Raw genomic sequence first — 15185 nt, 5'->3', positions numbered from 1 at the left:
GGGCTAGGGGCACGCGGGCCGCACCGATGGCTTCTTGCTGCCGCTACCGAATACCAGCCAGCTGATGCCGGCCAGCAGCCATACGCCGACGCCTCCGTAGAGCATCACCAGTCCGAAGCCGTGCGCCAGCGCGGCATGCACCGTTGCTCCGGACGGATCGAGCTGCGGCAGCGCGGGAAAGCTCTCGCCCAGCGACGCGAAGCTGCCCGCCGCGACTTTCTCCGCCAGCGCGCGCAGCTGCAGCGCATCGAGCGATGCGGACAGCGCGCCGCGCAGGTGCGCATGGACGCCCTCGAGCAGCACGAAGCCCATCAGCGCGATGTTGATGGCCAGCGTGATCAGCCGCGCGCTCATGTCCATGCCCGAAGCCATGCCCGCGCGTGCGCTGGGCACCGAGCCGGTGGTGGTGTTGGTGACGGGCGTGTTGGTCAGCCCGAGCCCGATACCCGCGAGCAGGCAGCCGGGGAGCATCGTCATCCAGCTCGCATGGGCCATGCCGCTGCCGTAGCGCATGGCCATGAAGCCGAGGCCGATGACGAAGAGGCCCGCCGGAATCACCACGCCCGGGCGGTAGCGCAGCGAGAGCCGCTCGGCCAGCGGCGGCAGCACCAGCGTGGGCAGCGTGTAGGCCAGCAGCGCGGAGCCGGCCACGACGGCGTCGTAGCCCAGCGCGCCCTGGAAGAAGATGGGCAGGTAGATCATGAACGGCCAGAAGCTGAAATTCATGCCGATGGAGCCGATGATCGAGCCCGAGAAGTCGCGGATCCTGAAGACCGAGAAGTCGAACATCGGATGCGGGTTGATCTTCTCCACCCACAGGAAGAGCGCGAAGCTCGCGGCCGTCGCGGCGGCGATGCCGATGGCCAGCGGGCTCGAGAAGCCGAGGCCGGGCCCCTGCGTGATGAAGCAGGTCAGCCCCAGCACCGCGAGCGACAGCGTGACGATGCCGGGCAGGTCGAGCCGCTGCGCGTCGGGGTCGCTCGACTCCTCCACGCTGCCGAGCACCAGGGCCAGCGCCACCGCCGCGAGCGGCGCGTGGACCAGGAACACCCATTCCCAGCTCGACAGCGCCACGATCGCGCCGCCGATGACCGGCCCGAAGCCCAGGCCCATGCCGAACACCACACCCCAGGTGGCGAAGGCCCGGCTGCGTTCCTTGCCTTGCTGGAACTGGTGCGACAGCACCGCGAGCTGGCAGATCAGCATCGCGCCGCCGCTGAGGCCCTGCAGGAAGCGCGCGGCGATCAGCACCGGCGCGTTCTGCGCGAGCCCGCAGGCCAGTGAGGTCAGGCCGAACAGCGCCACGCTGACGACGAGGATGCGCTTGCGGCCGTAGCCGTCGGCCAGCGTCCCGGCGGCCATCAGCACCGTGGTGCAGGCGATGGTGTAGGCGTTCATGATCCACTGCATGTCGCTGAAGTCGCCATGCAGCGCCTTTTCGAGCGTGGGAAGGATGACGGGCACGCTGGAGATCTCCAGGCCGAACATCAGGGCAATGAGGCAGATCGCGGCCAGTGCGACGCGGTTCTTGCCGGTGTGGGAAAGGGGCATCGGAATCTTTCGGAAGTCCTTGAAGGCGACAGGTCCGGGCGATTCTGGGTAAAGCCTCTTCATGATGGAAATGATTTAATTTCCTGAGACCCATTAAAAGCCATCATTTATTCATTGCCATGGACTTCGACCCCGCACTGCTGCGCGCCTTCGTGGCCGTCAAGGAAACCGGCGGCTTCACGCGCGCCGCCCAGCGGCTGCACCTGACGCAGTCGGCCGTGAGCCACCAGATCAGGCGGCTGGAAGAGCAGGTGGGCCGGCCGCTGTTGCATCGCACGACGCGCCGCCTCACGGTGACCGAGGACGGCGAAGACTTCCTGCGCTATGCCCAGCAGATCCTCGAGACGCTGGACGCGATGACGCGGCGCTTCCAGCCCTCGCCCATCGCTGGCGTGGTGCGCTTCGGCGCGCCGGATACCTTCATGGGCGAGCGTCTGCCTCCGTTGCTTTCGCAGTTCGCTCGCTCTTTTCCCGCCACGCGCATGGAAGTCAGCGTGAGCATGCACCTCGACTTCCGCGCCATGGTCCGCGCGGGCGAGCTCGATCTTGCGGTGGTGATGTCGCCACCCGGCTGCGAGGAGGGCACGCGCCTGCGGCGCACGCAGCTGGTGTGGGCGGCGGCCGAGACCTTCGAGGCGGCGCCCGGTGCCTCGCTGCCGCTGGCTTTCTTTCCCAAGCCCTGCGTCAACCGCGAGGTGGCGAGCGAGGCGCTGGATGCGATGGCGCTCGACTGGCATGTGGTCTTCACCTCGGCGAGCCAGCACGGCATTCGCGCGGCGGTGCTCGCGGGGCTGGCGGTGACGGTGCTCACGCGCGAGGACGTGGAGCCGGGAATGAAGATCGTCGACGGCCGCTATGGATTGCCGCAGCTGCCGAGCGTGGATTTCTCGCTGATCTGGAGCGAGAACGGCAAGACCGAATGCGCCTGCCGCTTCGGGCAGCTGATCCTGGAGATGCCCGAGCTGCCCCTGCCCGGGAAGGCGATGCAGAAGGCATGAATGAAAACGGCGCCAGTGGCGCCGTTTTCATTTGCTTCCAGCAGGCTTTACTGCTGTTGTTGCTGCTGCTGTTGTTCGAACGGCAGCGACATCGAGCCGAGGTCGCGGCGGGTTTCGACCAGCACCAGCGGGCCCTCGTCGAGCACCACCAGCGGCGGGCGCTCGCGCGGCACGTGCACCGGCTTCGGCTCGGCTTCGATCGCGGCGCGCGCCTGGGCGATGCGTTCGGCGTCCGAGTTGACCCACTGCAGGCCCGAGCTTTCGGCGATCTGCGCGAGTTCTGCCAGCGGCAGTTCGAAGGGCTGGACCTTGGGCAGCGCGCGGCCGTTGGCAGCCGCGGGTGCCTTGGCGGAAGCGCTTTCGATCACGATCTGCTCGGCTGCTGCTTCAGCAACGGCGACGACCGGCGCGGGGCGCTCGGCACGGGGCTGCTGTTGCTGCGGTGCCTCGCGGACTTCCGTTGCGACGGCAACGGTTTCCACTGCTTCGACGCGCTCGGACACCAGCGGCAGTTGCTGCTGGGGCTCCTGTTGCTGCCCCTGCTGTGAGAAGCCTTCGGCGGAAGCCACTGCGGCGCCGGCTTCGGCTTCTTCGCGCGGGCCGCGTTCGCGGCGGTCGCGGCCGTAGCGGTCGCGCGAACGGCCGCGGCGCTCTTCGCCGTCGCGTCGCGGTGCCTGCTCGCCATTGCCGTTGATGGCGGCTTCGCTGCCTTGCTCGGCGTCTGCTGCAGCGGCTTCGGCGCCGTGTGCATCCGCTTCGGCTTGCGCTGCGTCGTTGCCGCGGCGTTCACGGCGGCCGTCGTTGCGGTCGCCACGGGGGCCGCGCTGTTCATCGCGACCGTTGCGGGGCTGGCGCTGCTCGCCTTCGCCGGCCTCGGCTGCGTTGCGTTCGCGGTCGCCATTGCGTTCACCACGCTCGCCACGCTCATTGCGCTCGCCACGTTCGCGGCGCTCGCCACGGGCGCGCGGTGCGCGTTCGGCCGTGCTGCCTTCGTCGCCCGCAACGGCGCCGGCCAGTTGCTGGGCTTCGAGGTCGGTGCTCGCCAGCGCATCGGCCGGCAGCACGCTGCTGCGACCTTCGCGGCCTTCACCTTCGCGGCGCTCGCCGCGTCCGTTGCGGCGCTGTTCGCCGTCGCGCGGTGCGCGTGCCTCACGGGCTTCGCGCGGCTCGCGTTGTTCGCGCGGCTGGTTGTTGGCGCCTTCGTTGCGTTGCTCGTTGCGCTGTTCGCCGTTGCGGCCTTCGCGGCGTTCGCCGCCACGGCCACCGCGGCGCTGTTCGCCGTCGCGGCCGCCCTGGCGTCCGCCGTTCTCGCCACGGCCCTCGCTTCGCTCGCCGCGTTCACCGCGGCCTTCGCCGTTGCGGCCGCCACGGCGCTGTTCGCCGCTGCGAGCTTCGCCGTCACGGCCGGGGCGGCCGTCGCGGCGGGGCTTCGGTGCCTCGACCGGGATCGGCGCCGGCGCGGGAGCCGCGACCGGCTCGGGCTTGCCGCCGAACAGGTTCTTGATCCAGGCGAAGAAGCCGGTCTGCGCCGGAACGGGCGCGCTCACCACGGGCGGAGCGACCGGCGCCGGTGCGGCGGGTGCGCGCACGGCTTCGGGCTTGGGCGGCACAACCGGAGCCGGCGCGTCGGGCAGCACGCCCTTGATAACGGGCGTCTGCTTGTTGGTGGGCTCCTGCGAGCGGCGGGTGACCGAGGTCGGGTCCTCGATCTCGTCGGCCATCTTGTAGCTGGCCTCGATGTGGTCGAGGCGCGGGTCGTCGTGCTTCAGGCGCTCGAGCTTGTAGTTGGGCGTTTCGAGCGTCTTGTTGGGCACCATCAGCACGCTCACGCGCTGCTTGAGTTCGATCTTGGCGATCTCGGTGCGCTTCTCGTTCAGCAGGAAGGAGGCCACTTCCACCGGCACCTGCACGTGCACGGCGGCGGTGTTGTCCTTCATCGACTCTTCCTGAATGATGCGCAGGATCTGCAGCGCGCTCGACTCGGTATCGCGGATGTGGCCCGAGCCGCCACAGCGGGGGCAGGGGATCGACGAGCCTTCGGACAGCGCCGGCTTCAGGCGCTGGCGGCTCATTTCCATCAGGCCGAACTTGCTGATCGAGCCGAACTGCACGCGGGCGCGGTCTTGCCGGAGCGCGTCGCGCAGGCGGCTTTCGACTTCGCGGCGGTTCTTCGACTCGTCCATGTCGATGAAGTCGATGACGATCAGGCCACCCAGGTCGCGCAGGCGCATCTGGCGGGCCACTTCGTCGGCGGCTTCGAGGTTGGTGCGGGTGGCGGTTTCCTCGATGTCGCCGCCCTTGATGGCGCGCGCCGAGTTCACGTCGACCGAGACCAGCGCCTCGGTGTGGTCGATGACGATGGCGCCGCCCGAGGGCAGCTGCACGGTGCGGGCGTAGGCCGACTCGATCTGGTGCTCGATCTGGAAGCGGCTGAACAGCGCCGCGTCGTCGCGGTAGCGCTTCACGCGCGAGGCATGCTCGGGCATGACGTGCGCCATGAACTGCTGCGCCTGGTCGTAGATGTCGTCGGTGTCGATCAGGATGTCGCCGATGTCGTGATTGAAATAGTCACGGATGGCGCGGATGACGAGCGAGGATTCCTGGTAGATCAAGAAGGCGCCCTTGCCGCCCTTGGCGGCGCCGTCGATGGCGCTCCAGAGCTTGAGCAGGTAGTTCAGGTCCCACTGGAGTTCGGGCGCCGAGCGGCCGATGCCGGCGGTGCGCGCGATGATGCTCATGCCCTTGGGGTACTCGAGCTGGTCCATCGCCTCCTTGAGCTCGGCGCGGTCGTCGCCCTCGATGCGGCGCGAGACGCCGCCGCCGCGGGGGTTGTTCGGCATCAGCACGACATAGCGGCCGGCCAGCGAGATGAAGGTGGTGAGGGCCGCGCCCTTGTTGCCGCGCTCTTCCTTCTCGACCTGCACGACCAGTTCCTGGCCCTCGCGGATCGCGTCCTGGATGCGGGCCTGGCTGGCCGACACGCCTTCGGCGAAGTACTGCTTGGAGATTTCCTTGAACGGCAGGAAGCCGTGGCGGTCTTCGCCGTAGTCGACGAAACAGGCTTCGAGCGAGGGCTCGACGCGCGTGACGACCGCCTTGTAGATGTTGCCCTTGCGCTGTTCGCGTCCTTCGATTTCGATTTCGTAGTCGAGCAGTTTCTGCCCGTCGACGATGGCCAGGCGGCGTTCTTCGGCCTGCGTGGCATTGATCAGCATCCGCTTCATGATGCGTTGTCCTTATATGTATCGTTCTACCGGCCCTTGACGAGCCAACGATGCACGGACGACGCCCGCGAAACCAGGGAATTGCCGCTTGGGCCCCGGATGCTGCCGCTGCCGCGCAAGGCGCGGGCAGGCTTCTCGAGCGTTAGCTCAAGAAGACAGCCGGGGTGGGGGCGCGTGGATGGGCACGAGCCAGATTCGGTGTTGGGTAGCTATCTTTTTAATAGCTGGTTGCGCAATGATGGCGCGCGCTGCGGACGGCTGAATGGCCGAAGCCACCGGCGCAAGCCAGTGCAGGCACATTCGAATCAGCAGCATCAACACAACAAGGGACTCGCTTCGATCCGCCGGCAGCTTGGAAGCTGCAGGCTGGGGTATTCCGTATCGGTGTTTCGTGGGTGTCGGCTTGACTTGGGCGCCTTGTCTGCCACTTTGCGCGATTGCGCGGGGTTTGCAGCTCGGCGCCAAAGCGGCATCGACCTCCCAGCGCCGCCCTGGGTATTTGATGGCAGTGGACTAAACTTCTGTCTAATCAAGCACTTACATGACCGCGCTGGTGAAAAACATTATAGGTGCGAAGCAAGGGCCCGCGGCTGCTCGAAATCCCGCAGGCCTGCAGGCCCCGGGAGAACCCGGGGCGCCGCATTCGGCCATCAGATTCCTCACGGTCGATGCCGAATCCGCCGGGCAGCGGCTCGACAACTTCCTTTTCCGCCATCTGAAAGGCGTTCCGAAGACGCACGTCTACCGGATCATCCGGTCGGGAGAGGTGCGCATCAACAAGGGCCGGGTGCAGGCCGAGACCCGCATCGAAGCCGGCGACGTGCTGCGGCTGCCGCCGATCCGCATTTCGCAGCGCGCGGAAGAGGGCGCCGCCCCGCCTGCGCCAGCGCGCGAATTTCCCGTCCTGCTGGAAGACGACGCCGTCCTGGCCGTCGACAAGCCGGCCGGAGTGGCCGTCCACGGCGGCAGCGGCGTGAGCTTCGGCGTGATCGAGCAACTGCGCACCGCGCGGCCCGGGGCCAAGTTCCTGGAACTGGTGCACCGGCTGGACCGCGAGACCTCTGGCATCCTGCTGGTCGCCAAGAAGCGCAGCGCGCTGGTCGCGCTGCAGGACCAGTTCCGCGAACGCGAGACCGGGAAGACCTACCTGGCGTTGGTCGAAGGCGACTGGCCGGCCAACAAGAAGGTGCTCGACGCGCCTCTCGCCAGGTATCTGCTGCCCGACGGCTCGGCCGGCGCGGGCGAGCGCCGCGTCCGTGTGGTTGCCAAGGACCACCCGGACGCCATGCGCGCCGTCACGCTGGTGCGGGTGCTGGCCAGGCTCTCGCTGCCGGGCGAGTCGGCTCCGATGTCGCTGCTGGCGGTCACGATCAAGACCGGCCGCACGCACCAGATCCGCGTTCATCTCGCCTCGGCCGGCCATCCGATCGCGGGCGACGACAAGTACGGCGAAGCCGATCGCCAGCGCGCCCTTCACAAGCTGGGCCTGCGGCGCATGTTCCTGCACGCGTGGCGGCTGCAGTTCAATCACCCGGCCAGCGGCGAACGCGTTGCGCTGCAGGCCGGCCTGCCGCCCGAGCTGCTCTCGCTGATGCTCCCGGCTGCCCTCGAGGCGATGGCCCGACACCCCACCCCCACGGTTCATGACTGATTCAAAAAGACCCCCGCGCTTCGACCTGATTGCTTTCGACTGGGACGGCACGCTCTACGACTCCACCCGCCTCATCGTGCGCTGCATCCAGGCCGCAGTGATCGACGTGGGCGGCGCGAAGCCTAGCGAGAACGACGCCGCCTGGGTGATCGGCCTGGGCCTGGCCGAGGCGCTCGCGCGCGCGGCGCCCGATGTGCCGAAGGAGAAATACCCCGAACTCGGCGCGCGCTACCGCTACCACTACCTGCAGCACCAGGACGACATCGTTCTCTTCGACGGCGTGCTGCAGATGCTCGACGCGCTGCGCGAGCGCGGCCACAGGCTGGCAGTGGCCACGGGCAAGTCGCGCCGCGGCCTCAACGAGGCGCTGAGGTCGGTGGCGCTGCGCGACCGCTTCGACGCCTCGCGCACCGCCGACGAGACCTTCGGCAAGCCGCACCCGCGCATGCTGCTGGAGCTGATGGAAGAACTCGACGTGCCGCCCGAACGCACCCTGATGATCGGCGACACCACGCACGACCTGCAGCTCGCGCAGAACGCCGGCTGTGCCAGCGTGGGCGTGAGCTACGGCGCGCACGAGCCCGCGAGCTTCGACGAATTCAAGCCGCTGCACGTCGCCCATTCGGTGGCCGACCTCGAAGCCTGGCTGCTCGAAAACGCCTGAACAGAATCGATCAAGATGCCGCCATGAGCGATCAAGAACGCATTCCGCTGTGCAACGCCTGCGACCTGGCCGAAGGCGGCCTGGCGGTGCCCTTCGACGTGGTCTACGGCGGCGAGACCTGCCGCGCCTTCGCGATACGTTTCGAGGGCCGGCCGCATGCGTTCCTCAATCGCTGCACGCACGTCGCGATGGAGCTCGATTTCCAGCCCGACCGCTTCTTCGACGACACCGGCCAGTGGCTGCTGTGCGCGACGCACGGCGCGGCCTATCGGCCCGACACCGGCGAATGCGCGGGCGGCCCGTGCCGCGGCGGCCTCGTGAAGATCGCGCTGAGCGAGCATGACGGCGTGGTGCACTGGCATACTGACTGGAACCTTCACCCCCTGACTTTCTGACCGACATGACCGACCCGAACCGAACCGAACCCTCGGGGTTCGAACCATTTGAGCGGGCCCCTTCCACGAACATGGCCAAAGATCCCACGCAGCGCCCCGGTTGGGAGCGCGCAACCCTCGAGAAGCTCGCCTTCGCCTCGCTGAACGAACAGAAGGCCGCGCGCCGCTGGAAGACCTTCACGCGACTGGCCTGGCTGGCCTTCTTCGTCTTCCTGGCCTGGGCCGCGTTCTCGCGCAGCACGCCGAGCACGGCCAAGACCTCGGCGCACACGGCCGTCGTCGAGATCAAGGGCGAGATCGCCAACGGCGGCGACGCGAGCGCCGAGTTCGTGGTCGCGGCCATGAAGACGGCCTTCGAGGACGAGGGCGCCAAGGGCGTGGTCCTGCTGATCAACTCCCCTGGCGGCAGCCCGGTGCAGGCCGGCATCATCAACGACGAGATCAAGCGCCTGAAGGCCAAGTACAAGAAACCGGTCTATGCCGTGGTCGAGGAAACCTGCGCCTCGGCGGCCTACTACATCGCCGCCGCGGCGGACAAGATCTACGTCGACAAGGCCAGCATCGTCGGCAGCATCGGCGTGCTGATGGACGGCTTCGGCTTCACCGGCGTGATGGAGAAGGTGGGTGTCGAGCGCCGCCTGCTGACGGCCGGCGAGAACAAGGGCTTCCTCGACCCGTTCAGCCCGATGAGCGACGCGCAGCGCGCGCATGCGCAGACCATGCTCAACCAGATCCATACACAGTTCATCAATGTGGTGAAGGCCGGCCGCGGCGACCGCCTCAAGCTCGACACCCCGGGCCTGTTCAGCGGCCTCTTCTGGAGCGGCGAGCAGGCCGTCGAGTACGGCCTGGCCGACCAGCTCGGCAATGTCGACTACGTGGCGCGCGAAGTGATCAAGGCCGAAGAGGTGATCGACTACACCCGCCGCGACAACGTGGCCGAGAAGCTGGCCAAGAAGTTCGGCGCGGCGATGGCCGAGACCACCGTGCGCCTGATGCACGCCACGCCGGCGCTGCGCTGATCGTTTCTTACCTGGCTTCGCCGCCGGCCGTGTAGCGCGCCGATGCCGCCAGCGCCGCGGCGAAGACCACCACCACGTAGAGCGCCGCCGTCAGCGAGGTCGCGCGCGCCAGCAGGCCGATCACCGCCGGGCCTGCCATGAACCCGACATACGCCACGGCTGAGACCGACGCGATGCCACGCGCGGGCTCGATGCCGGGCACCTTCGCGGAGGCCGAGAACAGGATCGGCACCACGTTCGCGAAACCTACCCCCACGCCGGCGAAGCCGACCAGTGCCAGCCAGGGCAGATCGGTGATGAGCACCAGCGTCATTGATGCCGCCGCCAGCAGGCCGCTGCCGAGCAGCAGCGCAGCCGGCGAGAAGCGCGCGCGCAGGGCGTCGCCGCCGAAGCGCGCAGCCGCCATCGCCGCCGAGAAGCTCGCGTAGGCCAGCGCGGCCTGCTGCTGCGGGCTGCCGATTTCCTGCTGCATGTAAAGCACGCTCCAGTCGTAGATCGCGCCCTCGGCGATCAGGCCCAGCGCGGCGAGCACGCCCAGCACGGCGAGCGTGCCGCGAGGCAGCAGGAAGCCGTGGTCGACTTCGGTCGCACCGCTGGTGGCAGGGCGGGGCAGCATGCGTGTGGAGGCCAGTGCGACGAGCACCGTCATGCCGGCTGCAACCACCAGCAGGTGCGCCTGCGCGCCGAGCCCGGCCGCCAGCGCGGCGCTGCCGCTCGCGGCACCGGCCATGCCGCCGAGGCTGAACATGCCGTGCATGCCGCTCATCAGCGGCGTGCCGCCATGCAGCTCGAGCTGGGCGGCCTCCGTGTTGATCGATACGTCGAACACGCTTGTCACGAGGCCGAAGGCTGCCAGCAGCACCAGCAGCGCCGCGTAGCCCGGCATGGCGATCAGGCCTGCCAGCAGCAGCGCGTAGACGACGCCGCAGATGCCGGCCATGCGCCGCGGGCCGTTGCGGCCGATCCAGCGGCCCGCGCTGGTCAGGCCGAACATGGCTCCGGCGCCGGCCGCGAGCATGGCCAGGCCGAGCTGGGCCTCGTCGATGCCGTAGTGCGCCTTGACCGTGGGCACGTGCACGCCCCAGGTCGCGAAGATGAAGCCGGCTGCGAAGAACTGCGCGCGCGAAGCCCAGCGCGTGGCTGCGGTAATGGCCACCATCATCAGCGGCCGATCGCGAACACGGCGGGCAGGCGTTCGTCAGTGGTGGGCTGGGGCTTCGCCGCGCGCCAGGACTTGACCGTCTCGCTGCGCACGTGGGCGTTGGCGAGCGTCAGGCCGCGTGCCACGGCGAGGCGGGTGTTGTGCTGCAGCGTCTGCGTCAGTGCCTGCAGCAGTGCGGCGTTGCGATAGGGCGTCTCGATGAAGAGTTGCGTCTGCCCCGACTTGAGCGCCAGCGCCTCGAGCTCGCGGATGCGGGCCTGGCGCTCGCCGGCGTCCTGCGGCAGGTAGCCGACGAAGGCGAAGTTCTGGCCGTTGAGCCCGCTCGCGGCCAACGCAAGCAACAGGGAGACGGGGCCGGTCAGCGGCACCACGGCGAGGCCGAGGTCGTGCGCGGCGCGCGCTACCGACGAGCCCGGATCCGCCACCGCCGGCATGCCGGCTTCGCTCAGCAGGCCGACATCGTGGCCTTCGAGCGCGGCGGCGAGCAGGGGGCGGGCGTCGAATTGCCCGGCATGGTCACCCTTCTTGTGCACTTCGCGCGGCAGTTCCTGGATGTTCTGCGCCTGCAGGGGCGCGGCGAGCGGCGCGACGGCATCGATGCGCTTCAGGTAGGCGCGCGCGGACTTCGCGTTCTCGCAGATCCAGTGCGTGATGCCGGCGGCCGTCTGCAGGGTGCCAAAGGGCAGGGCATCCTGCAACGGTGCTTGAGCCTCGCAGCCGAAATCGAGCGGCGCGGGGACGAGGTAGAGCTTGCCTTTTTCCTTCTGCGTCATAGGAGGTCGACCCCCGCGGCGCGCAGCATCTGGCAGGTTCTTATCAGTGGCAGGCCGACCAGCGCGGTCGGGTCGTCGCTGTCGATGGAGTTCAGCAGCGCGATGCCCAGGCCCTCGCTTTTGGCGCTGCCGGCGCAGTCGTAGGGCTGTTCGGCCTGCAGATAGTGCTCGATGGCGGCGTCGCTGAGGTCGCGGAACACCACGCGCACGGGGGCGATGTCGCGCTGGACGAAGCCCGTGGCCTTGCAGACGACGGCCACGGCGGTCTGGAAGATCAGCGTCTGGCCGCGCATGCGGCGCAGCTGGGCGGTGGCCCTGGCGTGGTCGCCGGGCTTGCCCAGCGCTTCGCCGGCGAGATCGGCCACCTGGTCCGAGCCGATGACCACGGCTTCGGGGAAGCGGGCGGCAACGGCATTGGCCTTTTCGAGTGCGAGGCGGACGGCGAGGTCGTGCGGCGTTTCGCCGGGCAAGGGTGTTTCGTCCACTTCCGGCGAGTGCACGTCGAAAGGCAGGCGCAGGCGGGTGAGCAATTCGCGGCGATAGCGCGAGGTGGAAGCGAGGATCACGGTGCGTTGCATGTCGACGATTGTGCGTGAGGCGCCCGAAACCCTCAGGCATGCCCCATGCCGGGAGGGCGGCCGGCGCGCTAGACTGGCGTGGATGAAGAGAGAATTCGCCCCCGAACGGCTCAATGTGCCCGGTTTCGCCGCCGCTGGCGCCACGATGGAAGCCGCAGATCCGGTTCCGAAATACGCACGCCTGGTCGCCGAACTGGCTGCTCCCGCTCCCGATGCGGTGGTGAACTGGACGGCCCGCGGCGAAGACCGCCCCGGCGCGGATGGCAAGCCCGTGCCCTGGCTCCATCTGGAGGCCGAGGCCGTCGTGCCGCTGGTTTGCCAGCGCTGCCTGTCGCCGGTAGATACGTCGCTTACCGTGGACCGCTGGTTCCGCTTCGTCGCCAACGAGGAAGTCGCCGAGGCGGAAGACGAGGAATCCGAGGAGGATTTGCTCGTCGTGAGCCGGGATTTCGACCTCCATACCCTCATCGAAGACGAGCTTCTGATGGAAATCCCCGTCATGCCGGCCCATGAGGTCTGTCCCACGCCGGTGCGGCTTTCGTCCAGCGACGAGGACTTCAAGGCCGCCGAAGAGGCCAAGCCGAACCCCTTTGCCGTGCTCGGTGCGTTGCGTTCGCGCAAGCCGGAAGAGGGAAAGTAGCCCTTTGCCTCAGGCTGGGCTATAATCATGGGCTTCGCGCGCGCCGCCGTGAGCAGCGATACACGAAACGACGACAGGGGCATTCCATACATGCCGCCGGGTTTTGCGGGTTTCGTTTATTGCCACCGCTTGAGCCCGCATCCAATCACCAACCTAACAGTCCAGGAGCCATCATGGCCGTCCAGCAAAACAAGAAGTCGCCTTCCAAGCGCGGCATGCACCGTTCCCACAATGCACTGGTCGTGCCCGGCATCGCCGTGGAGCCGACCACCGGCGAAACCCACCTGCGCCACCACATCAGCCCGAACGGTTTCTACCGTGGCCGCCAGGTTCTCAAGAACAAGTCCGAAGCCTGATCTCGCATCCCAAGGCCAAGGCCCGAAGCTACTTTTGCTGTAGCGTCGGGCCTTTGTTTTGATGGCTACGCCTTCTTTTCCCGAAAACACCGCTGCGCCTTCCGCAATCACGCTCGCCGTGGATTGCATGGGAGGTGATCATGGGCCGCGCGTCACGCTCGCGGCCTGCCGCGCGTTCCTCGAGCGGCACGGCGATGCCTCGTTGCTGCTCGTCGGCGCGCCAGCCGCGCTGGCCGGGTTTGCTGACCATCCGCGTGCCCGTATCGTCGCCGCGAGCGAAGTCGTGGGCATGGACGATCCAATCGAAATCGCCCTGCGCAAGAAGAAGGATTCTTCGATGCGCGTCGCGATCCAGCAGGTCAAGGACGGCGTCGCCCAGGCGGCCGTTTCCGCCGGCAATACCGGCGCCCTCATGGCGATCGCGCGCTACCTGCTCAAGACGCTGGAAGGCATCGATCGCCCGGCCATCGCGCCGCAGCTCCCCAATGCCAAAGGCGGAGCAACGACGGTGCTCGACCTCGGCGCCAACGTCGATTGCGATGCCGAAGACCTGCTTCAGTTTGCCGTGCTCGGCTCTGCACTGGTGTCGGCGCTGACCGGCAACGAGGCGCCTTCGGTCGGCCTGCTCAATATTGGCGAGGAAGCCATCAAGGGCAGTGAAACGATCAAAAAGGCAAGCCAACTGCTGCGTACGGCCGCCAATTCCAAGGATCTGAATTTTTACGGCAACGTGGAAGGCAACGATATCTTCAAGGGCACGACCGACATCGTCGTCTGTGACGGTTTTGTCGGAAATGTGGCGCTCAAGGCCAGCGAAGGCGTCGCGTCGATGATCGGCGAGTTCATCCGGGTCGAATTCTCGCGAAGCCTTTTCACCAAAATTGCGGCAATTGTTGCTTATCCGGTCCTAAAAGCGTTTAAAAGTCGCTTGGATCATCGTCGCTACAACGGTGCCGCCTTGTTGGGCCTGCGCGGACTGGTTTTCAAGAGCCATGGCTCGGCTGACGAGGTGGCTTTCGGTCATGCGCTGGATCGCGCTTATGATGCCGCTCGCAACAACCTGCTCGATCGCGTGCGGGCCCGCATCGCCCACGCCGCGCCTTTGCTCGCGCGGCAGGAACCGGCGGCGCCGGTCGACGCGACAGCCCTTCACGTTTGATGACTCCTTATTCACGCATTACCGGCACCGGCAGCTACCTGCCTCCACGCCGCGTGACCAATGACGATCTCGCCAAGGATCTGGCTACGCGAGGCATCGAGACCTCCGACCAGTGGATCGTCGAGCGCACCGGTATTCACGCCCGGCATTTCGCCGCGCCGGATGTCACCAGCAGCGACCTCGGTCTCCAGGCGGCCCGGCACGCGCTGGAGGCGGCCGGCCGCAAGGCCAGCGACGTCGACCTGATCATCGTCGCGACTTCCACGCCGGACATGGTGTTCCCGTCGTCGGCCGCCATCCTCCAGAACAAGCTCGGCATTGCCGGCTGCCCGGCGTTCGACGTGCAGGCGGTCTGCAGTGGCTTCGTCTATGCGCTCACCGTCGCCGACGCGATGATCCGCACCGGCACCGCGCGCTGTGCGCTGGTGGTGGGCGCCGAAGTGTTCTCCCGCATCCTCGACTTCAACGACCGCACCACCTGCGTACTGTTCGGCGACGGCGCGGGCGCGGTGGTGCTCGAGGCCAGCGAGGAGCCCGGCATCCTGGCAAGCGACCTGCACGCCGACGGCAAGCACGTCGGCATTCTTTGCGTGCCGGGCCACGTTTCGGGCGGCAACGTGCTGGGCACGCCGCTGCTGCACATGGACGGCCAGGCCGTCTTCAAGCTCGCGGTCCGCGTGCTCGAAGAGGCGGCGCGTGCCACGCTGGCAAAGGCCGGCAAGGTAGACACCGACATCGACTGGCTCATCCCGCACCAGGCCAACATCCGCATCATGGAGGGCACCGCGAAGAAGCTGAGGCTTCCGCGCGAGAAGCTGATCGTCACGGTCAACGAGCACGGCAACACCTCCGCCGCCTCGATTCCGCTGGCGCTCGACGAGGCGGTGCGCTCGGGCAAGGTGAAGAAAGGCGAAACGCTCATGCTCGAGGGCGTGGGGGGCGGCTTCACCTGGGGCGCGGTGCTGTTGAATCTGTAGTTAGCTAGTGCGTTGCGGTGCCCCGGAAGGGGCCG

14 protein-coding genes are annotated in these 15185 nt (G+C 67.8%); 9 read left to right on the top strand and 5 right to left on the bottom strand.

Annotation, left to right across the window (positions count from 1 at the left end; all coding sequences use genetic code 11):
• Nucleotides 1-3: 3 nt before the first annotated feature.
• Entirely contained in the window at nucleotides 4-1551 is a 1548-nt protein-coding gene (locus tag ACAM57_RS24440; protein ID WP_369659267.1) for an MFS transporter, read from the bottom strand.
• A gap of 119 nt (nucleotides 1552-1670) precedes the next feature.
• Here ACAM57_RS24440 and ACAM57_RS24435 point away from each other — a divergent pair, with 119 nt between their 5' ends.
• The gene (locus ACAM57_RS24435; protein WP_126022630.1) at nucleotides 1671-2549 is read left to right on the top strand and encodes a LysR family transcriptional regulator; all 879 of its coding nucleotides are present in this window, start codon (nucleotides 1671-1673) and stop codon (nucleotides 2547-2549) included.
• 47 nt (nucleotides 2550-2596) lie between these two features.
• Here the strand turns inward: ACAM57_RS24435 and ACAM57_RS24430 are convergent, their stop codons facing one another.
• Entirely contained in the window at nucleotides 2597-5773 is a 3177-nt protein-coding gene (locus ACAM57_RS24430; protein WP_369659266.1) for an Rne/Rng family ribonuclease, read from the bottom strand.
• Between the two features lie 553 nt (nucleotides 5774-6326).
• Here ACAM57_RS24430 and ACAM57_RS24425 point away from each other — a divergent pair.
• From ACAM57_RS24425 to ACAM57_RS24410, 4 genes are read left to right on the top strand one after another with little or no spacing between them, the layout of a single operon-like run.
• Entirely contained in the window at nucleotides 6327-7424 is a 1098-nt protein-coding gene (locus ACAM57_RS24425) for an RluA family pseudouridine synthase (protein ID WP_369659265.1), read from the top strand.
• Nucleotides 7417-8088 carry an HAD family hydrolase gene (locus ACAM57_RS24420; protein ID WP_369659264.1) on the top strand — a complete coding sequence of 224 codons (672 nt, stop codon included), beginning with the start codon at nucleotides 7417-7419 and terminating at the stop codon, nucleotides 8086-8088. The genes ACAM57_RS24425 and ACAM57_RS24420 overlap by 8 nt, the downstream gene beginning before the upstream one ends.
• Before the next feature lie 23 nt (nucleotides 8089-8111).
• Nucleotides 8112-8483 (top strand): Rieske 2Fe-2S domain-containing protein, encoded by a 372-nt coding sequence (locus ACAM57_RS24415; RefSeq protein ID WP_126022634.1) that lies wholly within the window; start codon nucleotides 8112-8114, stop codon nucleotides 8481-8483.
• 5 nt (nucleotides 8484-8488) lie between these two features.
• Nucleotides 8489-9505, top strand: a complete 1017-nt coding sequence (locus ACAM57_RS24410; RefSeq protein WP_126022635.1) for a S49 family peptidase — start codon at nucleotides 8489-8491, stop codon at nucleotides 9503-9505.
• A 7-nt stretch (nucleotides 9506-9512) separates the two neighbouring features.
• On the opposite strand, the gene ACAM57_RS24405 is transcribed toward ACAM57_RS24410, so the two are convergent.
• The 3 genes from ACAM57_RS24405 to ACAM57_RS24395 are packed head-to-tail and all read right to left on the bottom strand — an operon-like array spanning nucleotide 9513 to nucleotide 12018.
• On the bottom strand, nucleotides 9513-10664 hold the full coding sequence (locus tag ACAM57_RS24405; RefSeq protein ID WP_369662472.1) for an MFS transporter: 1152 nt from the start codon (nucleotides 10662-10664) through the stop codon (nucleotides 9513-9515).
• Between the two features lie 2 nt (nucleotides 10665-10666).
• Nucleotides 10667-11440 (bottom strand): SAM-dependent methyltransferase, encoded by a 774-nt coding sequence (locus tag ACAM57_RS24400; protein ID WP_184635496.1) that lies wholly within the window; start codon nucleotides 11438-11440, stop codon nucleotides 10667-10669.
• Nucleotides 11437-12018, bottom strand: a complete 582-nt coding sequence (locus ACAM57_RS24395; RefSeq protein ID WP_184635498.1) for a nucleoside triphosphate pyrophosphatase — start codon at nucleotides 12016-12018, stop codon at nucleotides 11437-11439. Before ACAM57_RS24395 ends, ACAM57_RS24400 begins: the two co-directional genes overlap by 4 nt.
• An 82-nt stretch (nucleotides 12019-12100) precedes the next feature.
• Between ACAM57_RS24395 and ACAM57_RS24390 the strand changes: the two genes are divergently transcribed.
• The 4 genes from ACAM57_RS24390 (at nucleotide 12101) to ACAM57_RS24375 (ending at nucleotide 15150) form a co-directional block, all read left to right on the top strand.
• Complete coding sequence (locus ACAM57_RS24390; protein ID WP_369659263.1) at nucleotides 12101-12658, top strand: DUF177 domain-containing protein; 558 nt, start codon at nucleotides 12101-12103, stop codon at nucleotides 12656-12658.
• Between the two features lie 173 nt (nucleotides 12659-12831).
• Complete coding sequence (gene rpmF / locus ACAM57_RS24385; protein WP_007830466.1) at nucleotides 12832-13014, top strand: 50S ribosomal protein L32; 183 nt, start codon at nucleotides 12832-12834, stop codon at nucleotides 13012-13014.
• Nucleotides 13015-13075: 61 nt separating this feature from the next.
• On the top strand, nucleotides 13076-14173 hold the full coding sequence (plsX, locus tag ACAM57_RS24380; protein WP_369659262.1) for a phosphate acyltransferase PlsX: 1098 nt from the start codon (nucleotides 13076-13078) through the stop codon (nucleotides 14171-14173).
• Entirely contained in the window at nucleotides 14173-15150 is a 978-nt protein-coding gene (locus ACAM57_RS24375) for a beta-ketoacyl-ACP synthase III (RefSeq protein WP_126022640.1), read from the top strand. The genes plsX and ACAM57_RS24375 overlap by 1 nt, the downstream gene beginning before the upstream one ends.
• The last annotated feature ends 35 nt before the right edge of the window (nucleotides 15151-15185 follow it).

Origin of the sequence: Variovorax sp. V15 (genome assembly GCF_041154425.1) — a bacterium.
GTDB classification, from domain to species: Bacteria; Pseudomonadota; Gammaproteobacteria; order Burkholderiales; family Burkholderiaceae_C; genus Variovorax; species Variovorax guangxiensis.
The sequence above is the reverse complement of the archived record's forward strand: the minus strand, read 5'-3'. Positions and strand labels throughout refer to the sequence as shown.

Coding starts and splice junctions, on each gene's coding strand:
- plsX (WP_369659262.1), top strand. CDS start 13,076: ATGGCTACGCCTTCTTTTCCCGAAAACACCGCTGCGCCTTCCGCAATC.
- ACAM57_RS24375 (WP_126022640.1), top strand. CDS start 14,173: ATGACTCCTTATTCACGCATTACCGGCACCGGCAGCTACCTGCCTCCA.
- ACAM57_RS24420 (WP_369659264.1), top strand. CDS start 7,417: ATGACTGATTCAAAAAGACCCCCGCGCTTCGACCTGATTGCTTTCGAC.
- ACAM57_RS24430 (WP_369659266.1), bottom strand. CDS start 5,773: ATGAAGCGGATGCTGATCAATGCCACGCAGGCCGAAGAACGCCGCCTG.
- rpmF (WP_007830466.1), top strand. CDS start 12,832: ATGGCCGTCCAGCAAAACAAGAAGTCGCCTTCCAAGCGCGGCATGCAC.
- ACAM57_RS24395 (WP_184635498.1), bottom strand. CDS start 12,018: ATGCAACGCACCGTGATCCTCGCTTCCACCTCGCGCTATCGCCGCGAA.
- ACAM57_RS24390 (WP_369659263.1), top strand. CDS start 12,101: ATGAAGAGAGAATTCGCCCCCGAACGGCTCAATGTGCCCGGTTTCGCC.
- ACAM57_RS24440 (WP_369659267.1), bottom strand. CDS start 1,551: ATGCCCCTTTCCCACACCGGCAAGAACCGCGTCGCACTGGCCGCGATC.
- ACAM57_RS24410 (WP_126022635.1), top strand. CDS start 8,489: ATGACCGACCCGAACCGAACCGAACCCTCGGGGTTCGAACCATTTGAG.
- ACAM57_RS24400 (WP_184635496.1), bottom strand. CDS start 11,440: ATGACGCAGAAGGAAAAAGGCAAGCTCTACCTCGTCCCCGCGCCGCTC.
- ACAM57_RS24415 (WP_126022634.1), top strand. CDS start 8,112: ATGAGCGATCAAGAACGCATTCCGCTGTGCAACGCCTGCGACCTGGCC.
- ACAM57_RS24435 (WP_126022630.1), top strand. CDS start 1,671: ATGGACTTCGACCCCGCACTGCTGCGCGCCTTCGTGGCCGTCAAGGAA.
- ACAM57_RS24405 (WP_369662472.1), bottom strand. CDS start 10,664: ATGGTGGCCATTACCGCAGCCACGCGCTGGGCTTCGCGCGCGCAGTTC.